Consider the following 24,123-nt stretch of genomic DNA (forward strand, 5'->3'; position numbering starts at 1 on the left):
GCTCAATAACAGTCAAACGTTTTTCGTCGTTAACCGTTGCTAACGATGCGAATACCTCTTTAACCTGATCAAACCATGTTTTCACGCTGCGACTGATCGTGACATCTCCACTCACTGAGGCAAGCGCTTCACGCATAAACTTCAGGTGTCTATGCAAATAACTGACGGTAACGATCGATAACCCCCAGCCCACCAGCGCGTTATTCGCATCGTTCCATTCTGGTCGTTGGGTATTCATCCATAAGCCGCCATTGGGAACAAAGTTACTTAGCTTCGCTAACCAAAGTGTCAGCAGTTTCTCGATAAGGTTGGTGTGAACAACTTGCCCTTGCGGGTTAAGCAATAGCTTGCCATCTGTGCCTATGTTTCTAACACGAGATTGAATTAAGTTATTAAGCTCGTCATCAAAACGAATACTGTCGTAAGGGTCATGCTTTAATTGTGCAAAAGGCTTAATGCGATAGGGTACATTGGCAAAGCTGTATTGGTTATGAGCAAAATTTTCAGCCAACCAATTCGGTTGCATTTGTGCTTGCAACTCTAATAACTTTGATAAGTAAATAATTTGGTGGTCACTCCAGTAACCAATATTTGCCCATTGGTTATCGGGCTCTGGCTCTTCCCACTCAATGCCATTACGTGTCACCCGGTAGGGGTTATAACCATCCACGGTGGTTGCGTTTAAAAACGCGCTGATCATAGAAGGTAAAAATTTAGGGTAGGTGTATGCCAACGGTTCCCAGTTTTGAAAAATGTCACGCCAGTTACCTTGGTAATCCTTAATGGATTCGCCTTGGTCATTTTTTAAGTTAATAGAGAATTTATTCCACGGCCGGCTCGGGTCGCCATGACGACGACTGAAGCTGATCGGCATATACTCGGCGACCAAGCGTTTTAAATCGACAGATTCACATTGCTGACTCAGTTTACCTAGCTCAAGAATTGTTAAAGTGTCAGGTACTGTTGCCCACCAGCTATGATCGGCCAATGCTTTTTGCCGCACCACGACAAATTTTTGTAAATCGCTTTTTTCAATGTTGTAACCCGCTTCGAAAAAACCACCTCGCATCATATTGAATAAGGCGTTAGCTTGATGATGCACCGTCGTGAGTTCGTCTTGAGTGGTTTGTAAACCATCCGTTTTGGCTAAGAAAGCTTTTAAATAGTTTGAACCGGCAACGATATCTTCGTTAACTAGGCTATAAAGATTTTTTGTCGCTAACATCTCTGCAAGATTTTTGATGGCGGGTGCGTCTTGCGTAACTTCACAAACTTGAATCCACTCTACTTGCTGACCCGGTTCTAGTATGACATCCCCAGTCATGAAGTAACTGCCACGTTGACCGCGTTGCCGAGAAGCGTTATCTATCGCTTGGCCTTGCACAAACTGTTTTGGGGCATCACTACTGAGGCTAACTGTCGGTTTAAATTCATGACCTGAAACACTGTGCCAAACACTATTCGACAATAAACTCTCCGCTGGCTCGGCTAAGTCAGTTAAACGAGAACTCAAATAATAAGCAGCGACATTGCCTTGATAACAGTCTGCCGATTTGTAGGCATCTAGCAGTACGCTGTTATTGTTCTGCAATTCGGTAGTGATATTGGCTGGTACAATATTTTGCAAACCATCGAGAATAGATAACGACCGAGTTTTGCTACTGCTATTGCTTAAGGTCACGGTACGCACCATGCCAAAGGCATCACTAAAGGACCAGCCATATTCAAAGGTTAGACCGTCGTTGGTTTCACTAAAAAACAACTGATCGCCGAGTGTATTTTTGTAGAGTGCTCGATGGTCAAAATTCTGCGTCAAACTATGTGCCTGGAATGGCTGCCAAAGGCTAGTGCTTTCTTTTATCAATGTCAGCGGCCCAGTACAGTGAGCCATATCTGATATTTTGTCTTCTGTATAATAAGGGAAAAAAGAACGTTCTGAATTCTGACGTCCGGCGGTTAAGCCGCCATTACTAGATATAAATAGCCAGTGATCGTAGGCACTCACCACCGAGATAAAGAAATTTGGCATTTCATGGTAATTATCAATCTTGTAAAAACGCTGACCTCGATATTGACAAAATTGCCCCTGAATCTCCGCGCTATTCTCCGAAGGAGTAGTTAGTTGGGAATGCTCTTTTTGCGTTGACATGATATTTCCTCAAGAATACTAAATTTTATAAACTATAACTCGCGTCACTTTAGCCATCGATTCAACACCCTACTCTGAGGTTATCATTCGATCGCTCGTCAATTTATTCACATTCAAATATAGTGTAGTGGTATTTGAGCTGAATTTGGCAAACCACCCGTCCCGATTCTTGAGTCGATGCTTCTTGAAGCGCTTGATAATTTTTAAAATTTTTATCAAGTTCCCAAGTTAAATCTCACACCGAAAATATTTACTCGGTGTGAGATTATTCAGCAATGCTAGCTAAAACTGATAACTAACATGACGTACTTCTACTTGAAGATACCCACCGTTAAATGCTTCAACAACAAAAGCATTGATTACCGCGTTTAAATTTAAAACACCACTCCCATCTAGACGGTTGTTATTGGCCAAAAAGTCACTAACCGGTATGGCATAACTGACCCAGTCAGAATTTACAGGCAAGCCCTGGCTTGTCTCACTTAAAGCAACATCACCAACATTTGGCCAACCACTGTCGATTTTAATCAGTACATCGGTAGCCGTGCCTTGATCGACAATGCGTAGATCAAATACCACATTGGCATTTGCTAAACTGCTGATATCAATCGTGCCACTAGCAGCACCAATAGAAATATTACCGCCTGCTTCATGAGTGCCATTTAGCACTCCGTCTAGCACACTGATCGTATCCGTCGCTGCTTCATTATAGCCGTGATATAGATAAGCATCGAAGTCGGTTGCGATTTCAGAGCTCAATAGGTTCAGTGGTCGAGTAAAGCGAACATTCCGTACATCGACTTGTAGATCACCACCCGCAAAGGCCTCAATCACAAAGGGGTTAATTACCTGTGCAAGGCTAAATACCCCACTACCATCAAGACGGTTATTGTTATTCACGAAATCCGCAACATTAATATGATACGAGTACCACTGTTCATCGCTCGGCAAGCCCGTGTTTGTTTCACTTAAAGCAACATCGCCGACGTTTGGCCAACCACCATCCATCTTGACAAGAATATCACTTGCATTACCTTGGTCGATTACACGTAAATCGAAATGAAGCTGTCCTTCGGAAAAATCTGATAAATCCATCGCACCGGAAACAGAACCAATAGAGATATTGCCCCCACCGTTATGTCGACCCGACATAACGCCATCAACCACAGAAAGGTTATCATCACTCGGCTCGCCATAACCTTGGTAGAGATACGCATCAAAACCCTCACCAATCACATCGGTTAACAATTCCAATTCGTAACCTAAAGGATTAACTTCAACAGGAATGTAGTCACCTTTGGTTATTTCTAAGTCTTTGATCTGAACGTGTAAGTCGGTACCTCCGGTTTGTTCAAACTTACCAGGTATTTCAATTTGGCTTAGATCAAAACCGGGGGCGTTAAGTAGCATATCGGCAACCGGAATGGAAACGTCGGTCCACCCATCTGCACCCTGTTCACCGAAGTATTGCTGATCTAAAACAATGTAGGCAAAACCACCGCTCGTATCACTAAAGCCAACTGTTAAGCCAGTTGCCATACCGTCCAACCAACGTAACTTAAAGCGATAATCACCACCGCCGTATGGCGTCATATCGAATGTTTTTCCTTGATCACCATAAAGGTACATGACCCCAGTATTATTAAACTGCAGGTCGATAGCGCCATCGATTAATTGGTACTCATCACCGCCATCAGCATCGTCCCATTTCGCCATTTGCCAATCACCCGCTAACTTGGACCCAAAAATAACGAGTGGATCGGCATCGAAGTCCGCTGCGATTGGTAAGTCAGGTTCGACAACACCACTTTCTAAGGTATAACTGCCTTCTTTTCCTTTTGTACCACAGGCAATACCCGATGCATCTTCAGCACACTGATAAACACGCACATAATCAACCTGCATGGCGGCTTCATTAATTGCTGCATCTACACCACCCTCATTTACGTTCGCCGCCCATGCCCCACCTATGGCTAGGTTAAGAATTAGATGGAAGTTTTGATCAAAAGGGGCGGCAGAAGTACCGCTGCTTTGCCATACTCCATTTTCATCTTGGTAGTGAGTGAACCATCCTTCTTGTGTTTGTGTGGCAAAGTGTTGATTGTCGACGAACCAGCGAATAGCGCCTTCTTCCCATTCAATAGAATAAATGTGGAAGTCATCCGCTGGATTAATAGAGGCATCATCAAAGTCGTATTCTACGCCAGTATAGACATTACCGGGCCAGGCTCGGCCATAATGCAGCGTGCCATGTACGCGGTTTTCGACTTTGGTCTCACCGCTTTCTTCATCAACATAATCTGCTTTAAGATTAACCGCTTCCATAATGTCTATTTCACCTGACATGGCCCACCCACCAAACGCCCAATCGGTTGGTAGCATCCAAATAGCCGGCCAAGTACCCTGACCTTCGGGTAATTTTGCTCGTATTTCAAAGCGTCCATACTTCCAATCGTGCTTGAAGTTAAAACCACTCACCTGACCGTCTGAATAATCCAGAGGACTAACCGAACGTAAGCGCGCAGATGTAAACGCTTTAGTGCTCAGTTCATTTGGGTCATAGTCCGCATCGTCAGGATTATAAATAGGCCCTGTGAATTCTTCACGAATTGCTTTGATAGTTAATACACCATTGTCGACATAGGCGTTATCAGGATCATCCACATAGCATTGCTCTTCATTGTTTCCACCACCCCAACAATTAACTTCAAAAGCCCATTTGTTGTCGTCAATTACGCTGCCCTCGAATTCATCCGCAAAGACCAATTCCCAACCCTTTTCTGCCGGATCAAATACTGGCGTTTCAGGTTTACAGCCACTCAAAGCCAATGCGGCGATAGACAAAGTAAATAACGATGTCGTTTTTATTTTTATATTTCTCATTACCTTTCCTTTTTATTTGGCACTTAAACCCATTAAGTGCTTACATTTTCACGAAAAGAAAACTAAAAAGATCGAATCCAAAGACCCTAAAACGACAACGTTAAGCCGCTAAACCTATGATCTATTACTGCTGAGTTCTCTAACCAGTGAATCGAGTGCTCTGCGCTAACTAATAAAGATAACAACGCACGAAGTGATCTTCCGCTAATTGAGATACCGGCGGCATAGAAACCTTGCATTTATCTATTGCATTTAAACAACGCTCCGCGAATGGGCAACCCTTGCTATCGGGTTTCCACAACGGAATGTCAGCTTTACGAGCCATTTCTTTTCTATGTTTACGAATGCCTGGCTCAGGAACTGCGGAAATAAGTAGCTGCGTATAAGGGTGTTGAGGATTTTGTGTCACTGAATCGCTATTGCCCCACTCCACCATGTGACCGACATACATTACCGCCGTACGTTCAGCAAAATATCGCGCAGTCGCTATGTCATGAGTGATATATAGAAAGCCAATACCGTCTTTCTTCATATCTTCCATTAAATTAAGAATGCCTAAGCGAATCGAGACATCCAACATGGAAATGGGTTCATCGGCTAAAATGAAGTTCGCCCCCACGGCTAACGCTCGAGCAATTGCCACTCGCTGCCGTTGTCCACCTGAAAGTTCATGAGGGTATTTATCGGCGGTTTGCTTTGCGGGTGATAAACCTACGCGCTCAATCAGTTCAATCACGCGGCGTTCAATTTCATCAGACTTTAAATCGGGATGATGTATTTTAAGCGGTCGCGCCAAATGATGCCGAATGGAATGCACTGTATTTAACGAACCAAATGGATCTTGAAAGATCATCTGTACTTCTTTGGCATAATCTCGTTGACTGAGTTGATTCTTCTTTTCATTTATATCAACATCTTGCAACCAAACTTTGCCACTGGTTGGTTCATATAGGCGACACAGTGCCCGAGCACAGGTGCTCTTACCGCTACCTGACTCGCCAACAACGGCCAACGCTTCGCCCGCCTTCAAAATAAAACTGACTTCATTTACCGCGCGCATATATTGTTTGTTAAATAAGGCACTGTCTAATGCAAAATCTATGACTAAGTCTTCAACATAGATACTCGGTTTTTCTTTAACAGTCTCAGTAGTTACAGCGGTCATAGGCTGGCCTCCAATTCTTCAACAACATGGCAAGCAACATAACGCTCAGTATTACTTTTGAGCTTTTTAAAGTCAGGTTGATGATCGATGCAAATATCAAGGCAAGACTGACAACGCGCTTGGAAATAACAACCCTTCGGCGTTTCAAGTAAATTCAATGGACTACCTGGAATGCCCTCTAAGCGAATTTTCGGTCCATGTATAGTCGGAAAAGAACCTACTAAACCTTTGGTATAAGGATGCTTAGGGTTGTCCAAAATATCGGTAGCAACAGCCATTTCAACTAGTTTACCGGCGTACATAATGCCAATGCGATCGGCTATCTCACCCATTAACCCCAAATCGTGGCTGATAAACAAAATGGCAAAACCAAACTTATCTTTCAACTCAAATAGTTCATCCATTATGTCCCGTTCAACAACAACATCTAAGGCTGTTGTTGGTTCGTCCATAATAATAAGTTTGGGTCGCAAAATGAGTGCAATGGCGATTACCACACGCTGGCGCATACCGCCACTTAACTGATGAGGATACGATTCCATTCTCGACGGATGCAGCCCCACTGTTTTTAATAACTCTTCACCCTTTGCATAAGCTTCTGCTTTCGTGACTTTTTTATGAGCCAAAACCACATCTATCAGTTGAGCACCAATGGTGATAACCGGGTTCAGTGCATTCATAGCGCTTTGGAACACCATTGCGGTTTCATTCCAACGGAAACTACGCAACTGCTCTTGAGTCATTTTTAAGACATCTCTATCTTCAAAAATAATCTCACCTTCTGAGATTAATGCAGGCGCACTATGTAAATTGGAGATTGCAAACGCTAAGGTACTTTTCCCACAACCAGACTCGCCAGCGAGCCCAACGGTTTCACCTGGGTGAATATTAAATGAAACATTATTGCAGGCTCGGGCATTGCCTGAATCGGTCACATAATCAACACAGACATTCTTTATTTGTAACAAGGGTTGCTTCACGTCAATCATGATTTCGCCACCTTACGTTTTGCATCGACTTCGGCCTTCATGCGCTTCCAAATTTTAATGTAGCTGCCCGTTCTTAGCTTCGGGTTTGAAACCTGATCAATAGACATATTCAACAAGGCAAGCCCACCACCAACGGTCGCGACAAATAGACCAGGAATAATAAAGTCCCACCAAGCGCCAACATATAAAGCGGCGGTTGCCTGAGCCCAGTAAAGCATGGTGCCCCAAGACACAACGGAAGCATCGCCTAAGCCTAAAAATTCGAGCGTGACTTGCATACCAATAGCGTAAAGTGCCGTGCCAATAAACATGCCGGCGACCAATGAAATAAGGTTCGGAATAATTTCAATAACAATAATGCGCCATTTACTTTCACCCATCACTTCAGCCGAGGTAATAAATTCTTTGCGCCGCAGTACTAGGGTTTGTGAGCGCATCACTCGTGCACCCCACGGCCAAGAGGTAAAGCCAATAATAAGTGCAATAATGAGTGGCCCTACCTCACCTAAGAAGGCGGCTAAAATAATCAGTAACGGCAGCTGTGGTAGAACAAGAAAAATATTGGTAACCGCCATCATTACCTCATCGACTTTGCCGCCCATGTATCCAGAAGTCACGCCCACTAATAAGGCCAAAATTGTGGTCGTAAGCGCAGCTGAAAACGCAACAACAAGCGATACTCTTCCACCATATAAGACTTGGCTAAACACATCTTTACCGGCGCGAGTGGAACCGAACCAAAGCTCGGCTGAAGGTGGTTGATGACCGCGGGCAACACGACGATTCGGGTCTTTATCCGTTAACAACGGTGCTGCCAGACAGGCTATTATGACGGTGGAAACTAGAGTGGCGCCGATGATTCCAGCTGGATTCCCACGAAAAAATCTTCCCGCTGTGGCTATAAATTTTTTAACCGCGCTCATAGCATCGTTCTCTCGATTAGGTTTACTTTCAATTTCAGTTTGATCTAAATGGCTCATGGGTCTTCCTTACTTACGAAGACGAGGGTCAAGTAACAGGTACAGTAGATCGGCAATAAAGTTTGCGATCAGAACGCATACGACAATCAATAAGAACGTGGCTTGCATTAATGGGTAATCACGAGCGGTCACGGACTTAACAATGAGTTGACCTATACCTGGGTAGTTATAAACCTGTTCAATAATGACTTGCCCAGCGACCGCGAGACCCAATGCCATGGAAATAGCAGTGACAACCGGTAAGATGGCATTGCGAGCAGCATAGTGAGTCATAATACGACGATCACTTAAGCCTTTCGCTTTGGCCATGGTGATGTAATCTTCACCCAAAATATTGACCATGGCATTTCGCATGGTGAAGATCCAAGTGGCTAACATAGAAGCAATTAATGTCACCATCGGTAAAACCGCATGGTGTGCGACACTTTTAATAAACACCCAATTCCAGCCCACATCTAGGTCGGGATTTGATGCAAACCCTAACGGAAACCATTTAAGTGTTACGGCAAATATAAAGAAAATAAATAGTGCGGTGACCGCTTGAGGTATTGAAGCCAGGAACTGAAAAGAGACAGGCATAAAGCGGTCAAAAAAACCACCGCGATTGTATGAAGCATATAAACCAATCATGCAGCCCCCGACAATCGAGAATAGAGAAGCGACACCTACGAGAAATAGAGTCCAAGGCAGTGTGTTATTAAGTATTAGCTTCACATCAGTAGGAAATAGCATAATGGTTGGGCCAAGATCTAAGGTCACCACGCTTTTTAAATACTGAACATACTGAACCCACAGAGGCCCATCAACAAAACCAAGCATTTCTTTAAACGCGGCTAGCTGTTCAATAGACATTTTCCCGCCGGCGGCAATAAAAAGGGCATCGACTGGATCTCCAGGCATTAACCGTGGGAGTACAAAATTAAACGTGATCGCCACGAATATGGCCACCAAATAAAAACCAAGTCGCCGAAGAATAAAACCCATTGTCCGTTCCTTCTTAACTAAGCATAAATAAAAATCTTTTATTTTGATGATTAGCTTTAAATCAATCTATTTACAGGAGGCAAGTTCTGCCTCCCGTTTGGTTACGAATGCGCCGTTAGTCTGGCGCAAACAATGTCATCGTTACTTCGAATATAAATTTTCAAATACGATTAACTTAGTACCACCATCGTAGAAAACAGGTCGTACATAGGGGTTTTCAGCATTAGGGAAGCCTTCAACACGCGTCGTGTTGTATTGGAACCAAGTAGCGTTAGACATCACAGCAATGAAGGGTAAATTTTCTGCGGTAAAGGTCATCAATTCATCAAGGATTTCCTGACGACGTTTAGGATCATCAATCACGCCATATTCATCAACCAAAGCACCTAAAGCATCAGAAGCCATGCCATGACCCGCATGCCAAATTTGCCCGACTCGCGCAGGATGATAATATTCACGATACGCGTTTATTGCGGCTACTTGGTTTGTTGCTGACCAATTAAAAACCACATCATAAGTGCCATCTTTTGCAGCGCTATCATAAGCAGACCAATCGACTAGCTTAGTGCTTGATTTGATGCCGATATCATCAAGATACTCAGTTGTCATTTGCACCATTTGCACAACATCGGTCCAACCAGCCGGAATCAAAATTTCAAAATCTATCACCGACCCATCTGGGTTTTCTAGATAGCCATCACCATCAATATCCTTATAGCCAGCCTTTTTCAGCAACGCTTTAGAAGCTTTAGGGTTGTACTTAGCAAGATCTGCATATTTTTTATTAATGGATGAATTCATAGACGTAGCATGCAGTTGGCCAAGACCCACGACGGTATCTTCGGCTGTTGGGTAACCGTATGCGGCTAAATCAACGATGGTTTCTCGGTCAATTGCGGTTGAAAAGGCTTTACGGAAATTAATATCATTGAACGGTGCTTTACGCGTGTTGAGATACATATTCCATAAGTCATTCGCTGGGTACCAATAGCCATGTGTTTTGGGGCTCGGCTTGACATAGGTTTTATCGATATCGGCCACAAAGTTTGAACCCCAATCAATTTCATCGTTCATCAATGCAGGCAATATTTGTGAATTATCCGAGTATTGGCGGAACTTAATGCAATCTAAGTAAGGTAGCCCTTGATCAGCTTTGTAGTAATGCGGGTTGCGGCATACTTCGATTTGATTGGTTTTTACCGCCTTCACTTCTGTGATAGGGCCAGAGCCGACTGGGTTTGGGTTGGTAAATAATATTTTATCTTCAACCGTCGAAAATACATGCTGCGGAACGACCCACATAGCAGGCAAATACCAATCGATCGTTGTATTAACTTCATTAAAATTAACTTTCGCGCGGGTTGCGCTGAGTTTTTCGATATTCTTGATCACACCATTCGTCCATTGCCCAGCGAGATCTAGCTTGGCGTCATCTTTACCTAAGTTTAAAGAGAACACTAAGTCATCTGCATCAAGTGCTTCACCATCAGACCATGTCAAACCTTTTCGCAGATCAATGATGATAGACATTTTATCATCCGCGTATTCAAATTTTTCTGCTAGGCGGAAGTCAATATTTCCTTTTTGAGTGTTATAGATCCAAAGAGGCTCATACATCGTGCCGGTTACCACATCGGCCTGCACGCCATTAAGCGGATTAAAATCTTCAATAAAGGTGGTCGTGATCAATGGCACGGTTAAGGTACCGCCTTGAGCATGATCGGCTGCATCTGCACTTATTGAAATACCTGCAGCTAATGCAGATATTGCAATGACTGAACTTAATTTCTTCATGTCTTACCTCGTTTCTTTTTATTGTCATGACTGAGAGTTGGTGCTTTCAAGCTAGACAAATTGACTTCAATCAAACAATGAAAGCGCTTACATCACGCTTTCAAAAAAAGCCCTCATTTGATTTGACCTGCCGAATGAAAGCGCTTACATTTCTAACAATAATATCACTACTTACAATGGTCAACCCATTTTTAACCTATCAACTCGAGGATAATCGTATGATTTTCGTACAAACTAGCCGTAAATCTGGTGCTAAGTTAGTCGAGCGTGTGACCGACGGCTGGCACCCAAACAGATCGGAAAAGCCCGAAGTATCAGTCAACCCAGAGGTTGTCTATCAAAAGCACTTAGGCTTGGGTGGCGCCTTTACTGAATCAGCAGCCGTTAATTACCAGAACTTAGATGACGCTAGCAAGAAAGAATTTATGACGAATTACTTTGATCCTGATCAAGGTAGCGGCTACAACATTGGACGCATCCACATGAACAGCTGCGACTTTTCTCTGGGTAACTGGGCCTGCCAACCCACTCCGGAAAGCGAGTTTTCGATTGAGCATTATGAAGCAGCAATATTACCCATGATACGAGACGCGCAAGCGATGCTAGGCCGTAAAATCAAACTGGTGGTAAGCCCTTGGAGCCCGCCTTCTTGGATGAAAACCACAGGAGAGATGAACAACGGCGGACAGTTAAAACCAGAGTATCGAGAGCAGTGGGCTAATTACTACGTTCAATTTATTCAAGCGCTACAAGCCAAGGGCTTCGATATTTGGGGGCTAACAACTCAAAATGAGCCCGAAGCTGTTCAGATTTGGGACAGCTGCATTTATTCCCCTGAAGAGGAACGCGATTTTATACGTGACCACTTAGGCCCCGCGCTACACAAAAATGGATTACAAGACATCAACATTGTCTGCTGGGACCATAACCGCGACAACTTGTATCAACGTGCCAGTATTATTTTAAGCGATGCAGAAGCTGCCAAATATGTTTGGGGCTCTGGGTTTCATTGGTATATGGATAACGCCTTCGATAATGTTCAGGCCGTACATGATGCGTTTCCTGATAAGGGGCTTTTGTTCACTGAAGGATGCCAAGAAGGCGGCCCTCACCATGGCGAATGGGAAGTCGCTGAACGTTATGGCGAATCAATTATATCTGACTTCAACAGATGGACTTGCGGTTGGTTAGATTGGAACCTGTTGCTAGACCACACCGGTGGACCCAACCACGTCGGCAATTTGTGCAGTGCACCCATTTTAGCAAGCCGAACAGGAACAGAGATTGAAGTACAGCCATCACAACTATACTTACAGCACTTGTCACCGCGCTTTATACCTGAAGGCAGCCATAGAGTGTTATCCGCGTCATCGCGTGACAACTTAAAAGTTGTCGCATTTAAACGCCCTGATCACAAAATTACTTTAGTGGTCATGAACCAAAGCAACCAAGGGTATGAGTTTCAAATTGGCCTATCTGGCCAATATCTGCAAACGGACATACCTGCGCGTTCAATGCAAACTTATGTGATATAAGCTGATATAGCTTTTTGATAATTTAATAAATAGCCGGTTTCTAATTTTTAGCAAGCTGGCTGTTGCCTAATTAGTACAATTTCTACAACTAGGCGACCTCAATTATTTATCTCCCACCCAATTTTAAATTTTCTAAATCAATTACAAGCACCCTAAAGCGTGACAGTGGTCACAATATAAAAACTTCCTCTTGCTGAATCGTTCAATTTCAATAAACATCTGCTTTTTTATCAAATTGGAAGTTTAGGGATGAACAAATATATTATTACGCTTTTTGCAGCTTTAGGAGTATTTGGCTGTTCACCAGAAAGCGCGACACCGCCCCAAAATGACAACGTCAAAGTTACTCACCGAGTATGTGCCTTTGACGAATCAGATGATGACCTTCTAAAAAGTAATGTTGGCATTGATAAATCACTAGACTGGCTATACATTCACGGCCTTGTTGTCGCTCCCGGCGATATTGATTTAGACAATATAAGCGAAGATGAAGCCCTTCTTGCTCCTTTTGCGGTATCAGCATTTCTTGCTCCTGGTTTCGCTGACATTTTTAGTGCGTTTAATATTATGTATATGTGCACCGAAGCAAGCTATGCGCTTGATCAGTGCCAGTGGCAACTCGATAATGAAGGAAAAGAAATCCAAGTTTCAACCGTCGTTGATGGCAATCAAAACTATACCGCAACCGTTGTTGCTAACGATGGTAGCGGAGAACAAACCCAATTGATTATTGACGGGGTCATTGGTGACCTAGGTAATTTAACCATATCTTTTTATGACGAAGGTATTTTAAGCGTCACTCGTGAATCAAGTCGTAGCTCTTCAGGAACTGAAACCGTGCGATATACGTCTGAAAGCGCTAATTGGACAGCCACCGAAACGAAGGCGTGCTCCGGTTCATTAGAATATGAATCTATTGACGATGACAATGTTACTACCACCGTCGATGCGACTTGGTCATTAAGTGGATCTAAAACCTCGGGGAATCTCGAATTTTTTACAACAAATATGGATGCGACCTATCGCATGAGTTGGTAAGCTCCGCAAAGGGAAACAACAATCAGCATTTGTTAACGACGTTGTCAGTACTTATAGGTACTGACAACTTTGTACCAAAGATGTTAGGGCATTTAAACTGGAAAATTGACCTCAGGTAAACACTCAAAGCCGGGCTTGGCGAATAAATAACCTTGCATCAACTCAACGCCAGCTTCTTTTAACCACCTAAATTCCTCATAGGTTTCTATCCCTTCCGCTAAGCTAGTCATGTTTAAATCTGTAAACATGGACAAACAATTCTTCACTATTGCTTGCCGAGTTTTGTCTTGGTCGATGTTGCGAATCAGCGCCATATCGAGCTTTATAATATCAGTCTGAAAATCCGCGAGCAGGCCTAACCCTGCATAACCAGCACCAAAATCATCGGTCGCAGTTTTGAAATTTAACGCCTGATAATACTCAACAATGCTCTTAATATGGGCAGTATCTTCTATTTTTTCTACCTCAGTAAATTCAAACATAATATTTTCTGTTGGGAAGTCGTACTGCTTGGCGGCTTCCAAAGTTGTGCGAATACAGCGCTCCGGCTTATAAATTGCGTTAGGCAGAAAATTAATACTCAACATCGTTGTCATGTTTAACTTTGAGGCTAATGCGATTGCTTTTATTCGACAAAGTTGATCAAAAAGATAACGGTTATGCTCTGTCACCTTTGATATTATAGCGTAGGCCGACTCATTATTTAGCCCTCGAACTAAAGCTTCATAGCCATATATACTTTGGTTCGTGCAATTTATGATAGGTTGAAAGGCCATAGTAAAGTCAAACTCAAGTTCTTTTTGATCACCGCAAACCTTACAAAGCACCCTTTGCGCGTCTATGGGCTGGTCTTCCATTATTAAAACCTCAGAATTACTTTTATATTAGATTAGCTTTTTTTAGCCAATCTACAAGGAATCACGGCGTCTTTTCTCATGGCGAACAGAGGGAGTAGACGGCTAAGGTACAGCTTTAGCGCGGTTTCCAATTGACATCAAATGACCGGTTGAGTAACACTTAGGCCTCGTATCTTTTCTAAAGAACACCATGATTACCATTAAGGAAGTATCTGAGTTAGCAGGCGTATCTCAAGCCACCGTTTCTAGAGTGATCAATGGCAGTGATCGAGTGACGGATGCCACCCGCACTAAAGTGCGCAACGCAATGGAAAGCTTGGGTTATCAACCCAACTCGGCAGCACAATCTCTGGCGTCGAGCCGTTCAAATACTTTAGGCATGGTCGTTTCATCTCTCGATGGCCCCTTTTATGGGCCCGTTATGTCTGGCGTAGAAGAGGAGCTTCGTCTCTTTAATAAGCATGTCATTATTGCCAGCGGTCATGGCACTGAAGAAGGCGAAACAAATGCGGTTCAATACTTATCAAGCCGCCAAGTCGATGGCTTGATATTACTTACTGAATGTTTAGATGCTAACTTTTTATTGGCACTAAATAAAAAAATTCCCATCTACCTTATTAATCATCACATAGAAGGTTTAGAGCATCGGAATATGTGGCTCGACAATGAAGGGGGTTCATACTTAGCCACCCGATTCCTTTTAGAACAAGGGCACACCCAGATAGTGTATGTGGGGGGGCAACCTCATAAGCAAGACGCCAATGAACGGGCAGCTGGGTTTAAAAGGGCGATGAAAGAAGCCAAAATCGCCATTACCAAAAACTCAATTGAACGAACAACATTTGAAGTGGAAGGCGGTATTGCGGGCATTGAGAAAATCTACAAGCGGGGAATACCCTTTACCGCGGTTGTAGCTGGCTCAGATGAAATGGCGATTGGGGTTTATGAGTGGGCCTCTAACAATGGTCTAGATGTTCCAAATGACCTTTCAGTTGTCGGCTTTGATGACGTTAATTTAGCTTACTATGTTCGCCCGAGACTCACGACGGTGAATTTTCCTGCATACGAAATGGCCCGAGCCAGTGCACGAATGGCCGTTAATGAGATATACAAAAAACTCCCACCCCACGGCATTGAATTTAAAACTAATTTAGTGGTACGTGATTCTGTTAAACCACGTACCTAATCAATTAGGCTACTTTAACCGCTCGACTGCGCTCGGCTGCATATTCTTCGTATGTGCCTTGGAAGCTAACCAATTGCTGATCTTTCACGTCAATAATATGGTTCGCTAACGAAGAAACAAACTCTCGGTCATGGCTGACAAAGATGAGCGTACCTTCGAAATCTAGTAACGCATTGTTTAGAGCTTCAATGGCTTCCATGTCCATGTGGTTGGTCGGCTCGTCCATCACCAGTACGTTGATTTCTTGCATCATCAACTTACCGAACAACAAACGGTTTTTCTCACCACCTGAACACACACGAGCCTTTTTATTAAAATCGTCAGCGGTGAACAACAAGCGGCCTAGCATGGCACGAATCATCAAGTCATCATGTTTTGGCAAGCGCCATTGCGCCATCCAATCAAACAGGGTTAAGTCGTTATCAAAGTCTAAGGTACTGTCTTGCGGACAATAACCAATGGCGGCGTTTTCAGACCACTTGATCACGCCCGAAGTCACCTCGTATTGATTCATTAAACAACGAAGCAAGGTTGTTTTACCCGCACCATTTTCGCCAATAACGGCTAAACGTGCACCGGCTTCTAAAATTAGGTTGCCATCTTTAAACAACAATTCGCCATCAAAGCCATGCGAAAGCTCTTCGATAATTAACGCTTGGCGATGTAACTTACGGTGCTGTTTTAAAGTGATGGAGGGTGTTTGACGGCTTGACGTTTTCACTTCGTCCAGTGTGATTTTTTCCATCTTCTTTGCACGCGAACTGGCTTGCTTGGCTTTAGACGCATTAGCAGAGAAACGGTTAACAAAGGCTTGTAGCTCGTCTATTTCAGCGCTCTTCTTAGCATTTTCAGTCAATAACTGCTCTTGAATTAACGAAGAGGCCGCCATAAAGGCTTCATAGTTACCTGGGTATATACGAAGCTCACCGTAATCAATATCGGCCATGTGCGTACAAACAGAGTTCAAAAAGTGGCGATCGTGCGAGATAATAATCATCGTGCACTTACGCTGGTTTAACACACCTTCCAACCAAGAAATAGTGTGAATATCCAAGTTGTTGGTCGGTTCATCGAGCAACAAGATATTTGGGTTAGCAAACAACGACTGCACTAACAATACACGTAGCTTCCAACCTGGCGCTAAGGCCGACATTAAGCCGTAGTGAAAGCTAGGGTCAATACCCGCTTCAATTAGCAGCTCTTCAGCACGGCTTTCAGCTGTATAACCATCGAGCTCGGCAAAATCGGTTTCTAAATCGGCTACCCGCATTCCGTCTTCTTCGGTCATTTCAGGGTTGCTGTATATTGCGTCGCGCTCTTGCTTGATTTTCCACAAACGGGTATCACCCATAATCACCGCATCGACCACAGAATACTGCTCAAAGGCGTACTGATCCTGACTTAAGGTACCAATAGTCTGGCCCGGCGTAATTGAAACGTTACCCGAGGTAGGCGTTAACTCGCCGCTGAGGATCTTCATGAACGTGGACTTGCCGCAGCCATTCGCGCCAATCAGACCATAGCGGTTGCCATGACCAAACTTCGCAGAGATGTTTTCGAATAAGGGCGTCGCCCCAAACTGCATGGTGATGTTTGCTGTAGAAATCAAAAAAGAGTACCCGGTCGCCTATAAATACGGGAATTTCACCCACAGCGCCATTTTTTAAGTGGTGTCAAAAAAGGCCGCGAACTATATAGAAAGACAAGGCTAAAGTCGAGGTAATTGTACGTTTTTTACTCAGCACATTGAACACGTCTGCTGTTGAGCTGGCCCCCAATAATGGACTCTGGTTAACTTGCTAAGTGGTTACTTACCACAGGCATTTAGACTGAATATTAAAAGGCCGAACCAAATATTGGCAAATGCGATATTCAACTTCACAACATCACGAGCAAACGACGGAATATTGGTCCACAAAAAAAGATAAGCTATTGCGATAAGTTCTACTATGAGCCAAACAACAGCGGCAATTAAAATACCTTTATAACAAGATAAATCACTGATCGTGAAATACAAATATACAAAGCTACCCACCATCCCCAAACAAGTCAGAGTTAGGACCGTTGTGGAAACAATATTTCTCCACCGCGGGTATCTGGTAGAGAGCAGCTTTTTTTTCAGTTCTTCAAAACTAGATTTCATAGCCGTTCCTCAAAATAAATAGCCACCTAATGTGTGAATCTCGAGCCTAGCGAGTCTATGGCGAGACGAAGCTTGCGAATATTTTGCGGGTTCGGTGCTAGCGATTGTTATGTAGGGCTAACACTGGACCACTCAGTTTGGAGCATTGCCATAATGACAGTGCTCCACCATCTACCTTTAAAAAATCTGTTTTCGACAAAACGAGCTTCTTCTCGCATTCCAAGCATTTTACACAACTGAATTGCTGGGGTATTTTCAGAAATTGTTTCAGCGAAGACTCGATGTAAATCATGCTTCTCAAAACCAAACTTCAACAGCGCTGACATAGCTTCTTTTGCATACCCAGTTGATTGAAATTCACGACCAACTCCGAAACCAATTGAGGCTTGTTTATCTAGCTCAATACGGAGCCCAACGGTACCAATAAACTCCCCTGTACTTTTAAGTACGATTGCCATCTGATACTTACTTCGGTTTATTTCCTCCGCCTGCAAAACAAACTGTTCAACTAAGTTCCGTGATTTTTCGACAGAACAGTCTTCCTCATTATAAAAACGCTGATATTCTGGGTCGCTTGTTAGGTTGCAATAGGCAACTACATCGCTTCTTTCAAAGTTGCGTAGAAATAAACGTTTAGTTTCAATAATCAATCTTTATGTCCTCAGGTATGAAGGGCTACTTAGCATTGCTCGCATCCACGAGCTGTTGTTGTGCCAGATTAAGAATCCGTTGGTTTTTCGAGTTAGCACTCTCGGTAAAATTACCACCACTTTGAATACAGTTCCACCTGACAGAGTCACCGCAATTTTGTTCAATACTTCGCATTGACGCTCTCGCAAACTCTAGCGGGAGCCAATAGACAAAGAGACCAAAATGACAATCTCACTGATTTTACCAATGTCGGCATTTGCCCTGGCGGCATCTATTTCTCCCGCACCCGTAAACTTGGTTAGCTTCAGCTTCGGGGATTGGCGCTTATACGAGAGGTCATCATATTTGCGATGCTCTATATGACAATTTGCTGGCTGTCACTGAGTTGCTGGGTTTATGCTGGAGTCTACTTGCGTCGCTACATTCAACGACCCATTGCCCTGGTTGTACTGAACCGAGCACTGGCACTGTTACTTGCCGCCACCTGTATCTATCTGCTGACTGAGTAATGATTGTCGGTATTGCTTTGGCGTGGCAACCAGCAATTTTTTGAAGGTGCGCTGAAAAAAGCGGCTGGTCAGCAAAGCCGACATTCACTGCAGTTTCGGCGATAGGCTTGCCACGTTTCAGCTCCCATTGCCCGTATTGGATCCGATAATTGATCAAATAGGCGTGTGGAGTGAAGCCAAAGTGGCGTTTAAAGGAGCGAATCAGATGCCCCGGGTATATCCGGTAAGCTCGCACAAGGTATCCAAAGAAACCTCCAGTGACGCATGAGTCCTTAAGTACTCAGCTACCGCTTAGTTTGACGTTTGCTAGGCATGGGTCAGTTTGAGACCAACAATACCTGCACAAATAAGCCCTAAACTTACTAGCTTAAGAATGTCCGTGGACTCGCCGAACAATAAAATGCCTAGAAGAGCCGTACCTACAGCACCAATACCAACCCATATCGCATAGGCTGTACCGACGGGCAACGTTTTCAAAGCTATACCTAGCAATAGAAAACTTGCCACCAGTGACATCACCGTGCCAACAGTAGGCCATAGTTTCGTAAAGCCATCTGTGTACTTTAATCCAATGGCCCAACCAATCTCCAGAAGCCCTGCTATAACCAAAATAAACCAACTCATAAATACCTCTCAATTAGAATTGGGGCCGTCCCCTAACGAAGTTGAGAGGTGAGGTCGTCCTCACTTCAGAATGAATACCTAACGCCGCTGTAAGCGGACTAAAATAGTGGGCTATAATGTGTAGCAGAGCGAAACGTAATCCACTGTTTTAGTTCCGTTTAATTTCCTTGTTATGCGCAATTAAACGTATACACATTATTATTAACAAGTGTATTAGAAAATTCAAAGCTTAACTGCCCTGCATACTTAAAACCTAGGTGTTTATAGAACTTATTTGACTCGTTTTCAACCCATGTATAAAGCCAAAAACTGTTACCAAATCGTTGCCCGACCTCAGACAGAAATTGTCTACCTAAACCTTGTCCCTTAAAATTCCGGTGCACATATAGCTTTTCAATTTCAAATCCATTTATTTCACTTTCAAACTGTGAGTCTAAATTGATAAGAATGAACCCTTTAAGTATTCCTTCTTTTTCGCTAACTAGTAACCGATAGTTAGGTTTCTCTAATAGGCTTAAGAAATATGTTTCTGTAAATGTTTCAATAACATATTTTGAGTATTCTGTTCGAATACCTTCGACAGCATACGTTTCAAGCCAAACTTGTATGCTCAAAACAGCTAAATTAATACAGTCTTCTGTTTGTGCGTATCGAATCACCGAAACTCCTTTGCCCATAACGCCTCGTTAAGAGGCAAATAATATGTTGGCTAAAATAAGCGACGAAGGAGCAAAAGCCAACATATTATTTGTCCTGCTTGAACGGCTTGTTATACCTACCTTATTGATCTTTTCTAATTAAATAAGTTAAGACCAAATGCGCACTTCACCCTATTTAATACTTGATTAGATTCTTCTTCGGCTTTTTGGCTACCAGCTCTAAGAATGTCTATTAATTGAGCTTTATCTGACATAAACATTTCCCTACGCTCTCTAATTGGCTTTAATATACTCTGCAAGCACTCTTCTAGAATTTTTTTGGTTGCTCCGTCACCTAAACCACCGGTTTGGTACCTACCTTTTAGCTCATCAACATAAACTGAGTCAGAGTGGAACGCATCTAAATACGTAAATACAACATTACCATTAATTTGCCCAGGGTCTTCAATATTTAAATGATTAGGATCGGTGTACATCGACTTTACGGCTTTCGAAATTTCCTTTTCACTTGAACTCAAGAATATACAGTTACCCAAAGATTTTGACATTTTACTTTTACCATCGGCACTTGGTAAGCGAGACACCTTACTTAATAATGGCCGGCACTCCACTAGAATATCATCTTGTGCAATATAATTTAGTTTTCTCACTATCTCATTTGTTTGCTCAATCATTGGTAATTGGTCTTCACCAACAGGAATTAAAGTGGCTCTAAAGGCGGTAATATCTGCGGCTTGGCTAATCGGGTATGTTAAAAAACCTGTTGGAATTGAGCGACCAAATGACTTAGCTGAAACCTCACTTTTCACCGTTGGGTTTCTCTGTAGTCTAGCAACAGAAACTAAGTTTGAATAATACATAGTCAATTCAGATAACGCAGGAATAGCTGACTGCAAGCAAATAGTTGTTTTTTCAGGTTCAATACCGACAGCTAAATAATCAGCGACAACGTTCAAAATATTGGACGATACCTTGTGTGGATTATGGCCGTTATCGGTTAAGCCTTGTAAATCTGCAACTAAAACGGTTTGCTCATAATCATGCTGCAGCTCAACTCGTTGCTGAAGCGAGCCAACAAAATGCCCCAGATGCAACTGACCAGTTGCTCTATCTCCAGTTAATATTTTTTCTTTTTTAATAGTTTTTTGAGAATTGTGCATAATATGCCTCCTAATAGTTATACCATCGGGGACATAAATGAGATTATTCACAAGCAGTCTTCCGACGGCTTTGAATAGATGTGATTCAGCGCCGCTCTATAAAATAGAGCGCCACCATGAAATTGAATTAAAGTTGTATGAAGTATTTTCTTGCATTTGGTGACATTACCATTCATCAAAAAATAACTCAATGAAATTTAGCTTAGCGGGTATAACGCTCCTAAACAGTGGCGAAAAAACGCGAAGCGTTTTTGAGTCCAATGCCCGCCGCGGAGCGGTTGTATTCGGGCATGAACTGCTTTGGTTTGTTAGTTGCTGGGACCACCGAATGCTTGTTTGAACCCAAGCATTATTATTGTAGTTCCGCAGAAACGGTCAAACCAAGCTTTAAAATTTTGAAATGCCTTAGACACAGCTGGCGAAGAAAAAAGTATTGCTACCGCCCCATACCATATCGTAGCGATAACGAGCACTACACATAGCATTGCTACTAGCGTCGAAAAGTTAACGTTTGTCGGCGCAGCTGCGGAGAATACTGCTGCATAAAAAGCAATAGACTTCGGATTGGCGATATTAACAATTAGACCGTTGCGAAAAGATGCTTTAATACTAACATTCAATTTTAAACGAGAAGCGCTACTAGTCTTACTCGCGTTTTTAATCAACTTAATTCCGAACCAGATCAAATAAACTGAACCAAGGAACTTGGCAGTTAATGCTAGCCAAGGAAATAGCTTAAAGACTGCCCCTAAGCCTAATATTGCACTAGCAGCCCAAAACAAATTTACAACCACGATGCCTGCCACAAGAGCTAACGCATGCTTTCTAGACGATGATATTGCTTCATGAGTAACTGCTACGAAATTTGGACCGGGAATTATGATGCCAGCGATATATATAGAAAAAACTATAAAAACGGAATTCCAATCAACCATTATATTTCCTTAACCTATTAACGAGCCTGTAGATTAACTCAATTCTACCGAGCACTCTCAACAGGCTTCTCAATTATTTTATTACTTACCAATTTGCCACATTATGATACTTTTTCAACTGGTCATTTAGTTTTTTTGTCTTTGAAGTCGGATTTCTTGACGATGGGTTGGAAAGCGCACTCTGGTGCAGCTGTTTTGCTAATATTTCTACGGGAAGTGTTGGCTTTTATGCCTGTTATACCGCTAATGCGCCGTATTTAAACCATTTCTCTATGTTATGGACCATACAAAAGAGCTTCCATTGCCCATCTACTTTCTCTTGGCCTCGTAAGCTAAAGCGATTGAGGCCTTTATTTGTACCGATGTTGCCAAACACTGGCTCAACCACGGACATTCTGTGGCTGTATATCTGTTTGCCTTCCGGACTATCGACCCGCCTTTTCATCCATTCAGTACAAGGCTTTCCTGTAGCCTTTTCTTCTGTAAAAGACACAAATCGACCATGTCCTTTACGGTCTAGTGGGGACTTCGGATTTTCTAAACACTTTTCTATCAATTTGCACCCTCGGCATTGATTCAACCTCGCTTGAAAGCCAATTAATTTAAGCCCGTCGTCAAATAATCTATCTGGTACGTTTCTTAGCGACTCGCCCGCAGGACAAATACAAGTTCTTTTAATCGGGTCATATTCAAATTCAGTATTTGGGAAAACGACTGCTCGGGCCTTTACTGATTTTGGGCGCTTTCTTTTACCATATGTTTCTTTTTGATCGGCAAACTTGGGGTCTCGGCTTCTGAACTTGTTATCAGGGATGTACGCATTGATATCATGGCGGTGCAGCATGTTCATATTGGCTTCGTTGGCAAAGCCAGTGTCTGCGGTCACAACCACTTGTTCCGCATAAATATCTTCAGAGATCCCAAGGCGACGGTATCGTTGCAATACAGTTTCCATTACGGGGGTTAAGGTGTGGTGTTCTTGCCCGGCACCGAACGCAGTGCCATCAATGATGATTTGGTGTTTCTTATCTACCGTTGCAACACCGTTATAGCCTTGGATGGTGCCTTTACTGGTGGTCATCTTGGCTGATTCGTTATCGGTGATGTTACTCTTAACTTCCTTTTTTTGTTTCCCCTGGCCCTGCCTTGGGCTGTTCGTCTTTAGGAACTGATCTATCTTTTCAAAGTTTTTCTCTAAGGTGTTTATGGTCTGCTCAGTGCGTTGTTTACGATGCTCACTGGCTTCGGTGTTTTGTTTGTCGTGTTTTTTATGTTCTTTAAGGTGATACTTTATTTGTCGTTTGAGTTTGGCGCGCTTCTTTTCTAGTTCGTTAAACTTACCGCTCCATTCTTTCGCGGCATCAGAACGCATTTTACATCCATCAATTGCAAACAACTCATTGCCGAGCAATCCCTCTTCATGACAGATCAATAACACTTGTTCAAATAAATCGGTTATCTTTTTAGGGTATCGACTGACAAAGGCAGCTATGGTTGTGAAGTGAGGCACAGTGTCGCAAGAAAGTGCTTTAAAAATAATGTTGGACTCACAACACCACTGAATCTCGCGAGAAGAAGTGATCCCTTTTGAATACGCAAACAAGATAATAGATAACAGTATGGCTGGGTCGTAAGCTGGGCGGCCGCCATCATCATTCGAGTACAAGTCATCAAAAATACTGAGATCGAGCTTGCTATGAATTAAATAATGAATGGCGTGTTCAAAGGTTCCAGACTGTAATTGATCGCGATAGTTAATCACGACCATGGAGCTTTGGTTAAAATCATAAGGAATGAATTTTGGCATAAACAAACTCCGTTTGAGTTACGCCATTTTAAACCAATTAATAAAGGTTTTGGAGGTTTTTATACAGCCTGAACG

General features: G+C 42.9%; 20 protein-coding genes. 3 read left to right on the forward strand and 17 right to left on the reverse strand.

The genetic code is table 11. The features are described 5' to 3' along the window. The 7 genes from ACI882_RS17180 to ACI882_RS17210 all read right to left on the reverse strand — a co-directional run. Window positions 1-2,149 (reverse strand): hypothetical protein (locus tag ACI882_RS17180; RefSeq protein WP_411748572.1); only part of this gene is annotated, 2,149 nt, incomplete at its 3' end. A gap of 282 nt (window positions 2,150-2,431) precedes the next feature. After that, on the reverse strand, window positions 2,432-5,032 hold the full coding sequence (locus ACI882_RS17185; protein WP_411744547.1) for a family 16 glycosylhydrolase: 2,601 nt from the start codon (window positions 5,030-5,032) through the stop codon (window positions 2,432-2,434). 169 nt (window positions 5,033-5,201) lie between these two features. Then, window positions 5,202-6,197 (reverse strand): ABC transporter ATP-binding protein, encoded by a 996-nt coding sequence (locus ACI882_RS17190; RefSeq protein WP_411744546.1) that lies wholly within the window; start codon window positions 6,195-6,197, stop codon window positions 5,202-5,204. Then, complete coding sequence (locus tag ACI882_RS17195) at window positions 6,194-7,186, reverse strand: ABC transporter ATP-binding protein (RefSeq protein WP_411744545.1); 993 nt, start codon at window positions 7,184-7,186, stop codon at window positions 6,194-6,196. Before ACI882_RS17195 ends, ACI882_RS17190 begins: the two co-directional genes overlap by 4 nt. Next, entirely contained in the window at window positions 7,183-8,166 is a 984-nt protein-coding gene (locus ACI882_RS17200) for an ABC transporter permease (protein ID WP_411744544.1), read from the reverse strand. The genes ACI882_RS17195 and ACI882_RS17200 overlap by 4 nt, the downstream gene beginning before the upstream one ends. A 9-nt stretch (window positions 8,167-8,175) precedes the next feature. After that, window positions 8,176-9,150, reverse strand: coding sequence for an ABC transporter permease (locus ACI882_RS17205; RefSeq protein ID WP_411746766.1), 975 nt, complete (start codon window positions 9,148-9,150; stop codon window positions 8,176-8,178). Window positions 9,151-9,291: 141 nt separating this feature from the next. Continuing rightward, the gene (locus tag ACI882_RS17210) at window positions 9,292-10,944 is read right to left on the reverse strand and encodes an ABC transporter substrate-binding protein (protein ID WP_411745339.1); all 1,653 of its coding nucleotides are present in this window, start codon (window positions 10,942-10,944) and stop codon (window positions 9,292-9,294) included. A 218-nt stretch (window positions 10,945-11,162) separates the two neighbouring features. Here ACI882_RS17210 and ACI882_RS17215 point away from each other — a divergent pair, with 218 nt between their 5' ends. Both ACI882_RS17215 and ACI882_RS17220 read left to right on the forward strand, forming a co-directional pair. Next, a complete protein-coding gene (locus tag ACI882_RS17215; protein WP_411745338.1) occupies window positions 11,163-12,479 on the forward strand; it encodes a glycoside hydrolase family 30 protein in 1,317 nt (438 codons plus the stop codon). Window positions 12,480-12,728: 249 nt separating this feature from the next. After that, a complete protein-coding gene (locus ACI882_RS17220; protein ID WP_411745337.1) occupies window positions 12,729-13,517 on the forward strand; it encodes a hypothetical protein in 789 nt (262 codons plus the stop codon). Window positions 13,518-13,609: 92 nt separating this feature from the next. On the opposite strand, the gene ACI882_RS17225 is transcribed toward ACI882_RS17220, so the two are convergent. Continuing rightward, window positions 13,610-14,374, reverse strand: a complete 765-nt coding sequence (locus tag ACI882_RS17225; RefSeq protein ID WP_411745336.1) for an EAL domain-containing protein — start codon at window positions 14,372-14,374, stop codon at window positions 13,610-13,612. 190 nt (window positions 14,375-14,564) lie between these two features. On the opposite strand from ACI882_RS17225, the gene ACI882_RS17230 reads away from it, so the two are divergent. Then, a complete protein-coding gene (locus tag ACI882_RS17230; RefSeq protein WP_411745335.1) occupies window positions 14,565-15,560 on the forward strand; it encodes a LacI family DNA-binding transcriptional regulator in 996 nt (331 codons plus the stop codon). A gap of 4 nt (window positions 15,561-15,564) precedes the next feature. Here the strand turns inward: ACI882_RS17230 and ACI882_RS17235 are convergent, their stop codons facing one another. The 9 genes from ACI882_RS17235 to ACI882_RS17275 form a co-directional block, all read right to left on the reverse strand. Further along, the gene (locus ACI882_RS17235) at window positions 15,565-17,169 is read right to left on the reverse strand and encodes an ABC-F family ATPase (RefSeq protein ID WP_411745334.1); all 1,605 of its coding nucleotides are present in this window, start codon (window positions 17,167-17,169) and stop codon (window positions 15,565-15,567) included. Window positions 17,170-17,367: 198 nt separating this feature from the next. Beyond that, entirely contained in the window at window positions 17,368-17,703 is a 336-nt protein-coding gene (locus tag ACI882_RS17240) for a hypothetical protein (RefSeq protein WP_411745333.1), read from the reverse strand. A gap of 107 nt (window positions 17,704-17,810) precedes the next feature. Then, window positions 17,811-18,353: a GNAT family N-acetyltransferase gene (locus ACI882_RS17245; protein WP_411746765.1), complete on the reverse strand. Its 543-nt coding sequence runs from the start codon at window positions 18,351-18,353 to the stop codon at window positions 17,811-17,813. A gap of 340 nt (window positions 18,354-18,693) precedes the next feature. Then, the gene (locus ACI882_RS17250) at window positions 18,694-19,098 is read right to left on the reverse strand and encodes a helix-turn-helix domain-containing protein (protein ID WP_411746764.1); all 405 of its coding nucleotides are present in this window, start codon (window positions 19,096-19,098) and stop codon (window positions 18,694-18,696) included. Between the two features lie 71 nt (window positions 19,099-19,169). Next, complete coding sequence (sugE, locus tag ACI882_RS17255; protein ID WP_411746763.1) at window positions 19,170-19,487, reverse strand: quaternary ammonium compound efflux SMR transporter SugE; 318 nt, start codon at window positions 19,485-19,487, stop codon at window positions 19,170-19,172. A gap of 170 nt (window positions 19,488-19,657) precedes the next feature. Then, window positions 19,658-20,146: an N-acetyltransferase family protein gene (locus tag ACI882_RS17260; protein ID WP_411746762.1), complete on the reverse strand. Its 489-nt coding sequence runs from the start codon at window positions 20,144-20,146 to the stop codon at window positions 19,658-19,660. A 134-nt stretch (window positions 20,147-20,280) separates the two neighbouring features. Beyond that, window positions 20,281-21,306: a tryptophan--tRNA ligase gene (gene trpS, locus ACI882_RS17265; RefSeq protein ID WP_411746761.1), complete on the reverse strand. Its 1,026-nt coding sequence runs from the start codon at window positions 21,304-21,306 to the stop codon at window positions 20,281-20,283. A 308-nt stretch (window positions 21,307-21,614) separates the two neighbouring features. Beyond that, on the reverse strand, window positions 21,615-22,241 hold the full coding sequence (locus ACI882_RS17270; protein ID WP_411746760.1) for a LysE family translocator: 627 nt from the start codon (window positions 22,239-22,241) through the stop codon (window positions 21,615-21,617). A gap of 235 nt (window positions 22,242-22,476) precedes the next feature. Then, window positions 22,477-24,048 (reverse strand): transposase, encoded by a 1,572-nt coding sequence (locus ACI882_RS17275; protein WP_411748573.1) that lies wholly within the window; start codon window positions 24,046-24,048, stop codon window positions 22,477-22,479. Window positions 24,049-24,123: the final 75 nt, after the last annotated feature.

Source organism: Reinekea sp., assembly GCF_046710285.1.
Taxonomy (GTDB): Bacteria; Pseudomonadota; Gammaproteobacteria; order Pseudomonadales; family Natronospirillaceae; genus Reinekea.